This window comes from Tenacibaculum sp. IB213877, assembly GCF_034043975.1.
GTDB lineage: Bacteria > Bacteroidota > Bacteroidia > Flavobacteriales > Flavobacteriaceae > Polaribacter.
The window spans coordinates 1-2,679 of the sequence record NZ_JAXCHH010000002.1; the positions used below are offsets into that span (position 1 = coordinate 1).

Consider the following 2,679-nt stretch of genomic DNA (forward strand, 5'->3'; position numbering starts at 1 on the left):
GCTGCCAAAACAAATGTTATCAACACTTGCTACTGCACTGAAATTAGGCTGAATTGATGGGGCAATGGTTATTTGACGTGTTTCTACACACCCAGAAGTTACATCTGTTACGGCAACTTCATATGTTCCTTCAGCAGTAACTGTATGTGTAGTTGATGTACTTGCTCCTGAAATGGCTCCTGTATTTATCCCTGGTGTAACTGCTGGTGCAGCTACTGCATTAATGGTATAAGTAAAATCTCCTGATACTCCTAAATTTGCACCAGAGCTAATAGTAATATTTATAATAGCCTCTCCAGGAGTACAATTTAAATTTTGAGCTTGGGTTAATGCAAGATTCAATTCAGGATATAAAATTACTGATGTTTGTGTATCTGAACAACCGTTTGCATCTCTTACAACAACATCATAACTACCTGCTGATAAACTATTGAATACGTGTGTTGTATTAACTGTTGATGATGTAAATGTAGTTCCTCCATCATTTGAATATTGATATGGTGCTGTACCACCTGATACACTTACTGTAATTGTTTTATTAGGATTACAAGTATCAGTAGTTACATTATCTATTGTTGGTGATGGACTTAAAGTTAAAGTAACTGGACCTAAATTAGCTGTACAACCATTGGTATCAGTCACTAAAACTTCAACATCAACAGAAGTAACTCCCCCTAAAGCCGCATCATCAACTGTAACTAAGTTACCAGACAATGTATGTGTTATAATATTAGCAGGAACTCCTGTTTCATATACATTTGCCAGATATGTATAACCAGGGAAACCTCCATTAACATTTTCTATTCTAACTGTACCATCTACATCACAAGTAATATTATTTACTACTGTTAAATTACCTGTAATTAATGTTCCTTCTTGTATTAAAGTATCTTGACTAGCAAATTGACATACTGGTGGGCCTCCACTAGAGTTAGTAAGCTCAATATAATATTCTCCTTGATCTAAACCATTGACTACAATATCTGCAAAACCATTTTGTGAAATAGATGTATATGCTGCTACTGCTACTCCATTATTAGAAGCATCTCTTTTATATAACGTATAATTAAATGGATCTGTTAAATCTCCACTTGTATTATCTATAGCAAAAGTAATTTGGCCATTAGCCGAACCATTACATTCTGCATTATCAACAGTTGGAGTAATTAAAACAGTAGGTGTAAAATCTGCATATAAATCTTCATTATTCATTTCAATACATCCTGTATCGGTGTCTTGTACAAAGAAATCATATGATTGTCCTGGAGTAAGACCTGTAAAGGTTGCGGTATTACCTCCTACAGCATCTGGACCTACCCACCCTGATGGAGAGTCTATTGCAAACAAGAATGGACCTACACCATTAATTGCCTCAACAGTTACACTAAATCCACCTGAACATGTTCCTGGATTTGCTACAGGGTTAACTATTAATCCTTCGACATTATATGGTATTTGATACTGACCATAAGCTAATAAACATCTTGTATTTCCTAAACCTCCCGATGCGTCAGAAACTCTAATAACTGGAAAAATAATATCGCCTGAGTTTAAATTTCTAACTTGCCCATTCGTATCTGTATAATCTGTCCAAGTTGCTCCATTATCTATACTATATTGTAAAATGTATGGCAGGAAATCATTAGGATCTATGTTTATAAAATCTATTCCTGTATTTAGTGGATCAACCACACAACCTGCAGGTAATATAGGATCAATATCCATAACTAATGGATTAGGATCAATTAAAATAACTTGTTCCGTTTCAGAACATCCTAAATTATCTGTAATTGTTATATCATAAGTATCAGCCGGTAAATCATTAAACGAAATTGAAGAACCTAAATAACCTGTTACAGTTGATACTGTTGTGCCTCCAGAATTTACTACTGTAAAATCATGTGGAGATTCTCCATCTGCAATAGCAACATCTATGCTTCCTAAATCACCATTACATATTGGTTGGTTAGCTGTTGGTGTTATATCTACAACTGGTATTAATGCTATAACTACATCTTCAATCAAAAATTGGCAATAACCAGCATTTCCGCTATTATCTCTAATATAAACATCGTACGTATTTGCTCCTAATGATATTGGATTTGTATTGTTAAACGTTCCATCTGCTGGTACAGCAGCATTAGCTACTACTACTGAATATACATAATTTCCGTCACCTCCAACAGGTAAAACTTCAATACTACCATTGTTACAACTAGCATTAGTTACAATTACTGTACCTGTTAACTGATCATTGATTGTTACCGTTTGTTGTGTTCCCGTACATCCTGAACCATCTACTACATCAACCGTATACGTACCTGAACTTAAACCTGTAAAGGTATGAGTTGCTGATGTTGACGGTGTAGGGGTTTGAGGTGAACCTCCATTTAATATAAACTGATAATCTCCGTTACCTCCTGTTACTGTTACTACAATCTCTCCTGTATTTCCGCCTGTATAACATACTGTTGGTACTGATGTAAAGACAATATTATCCGCAGGATCAACCGTAATCTGTATTGACGGTGAATTACAATTGTTCGTGTCTCGTACTACTACATCATAGGTACCTGCTGCTACTCCTGTAAATGTTGAACTCCCTTGGAAGGTAGATCCGTTATCTATACTATAAGTATAACCCGGTGTACCACCTGATCCTGTTACCTCAATCGTTGC

Annotated in this window: 1 protein-coding gene; it reads right to left on the minus strand. The window is 35.6% G+C overall.

The genetic code is table 11. The features are described 5' to 3' along the window. Positions 1–2,679: hypothetical protein (locus SLH33_RS02850; protein ID WP_320417565.1), on the minus strand; the 2,679-nt coding region annotated here is incomplete at both ends.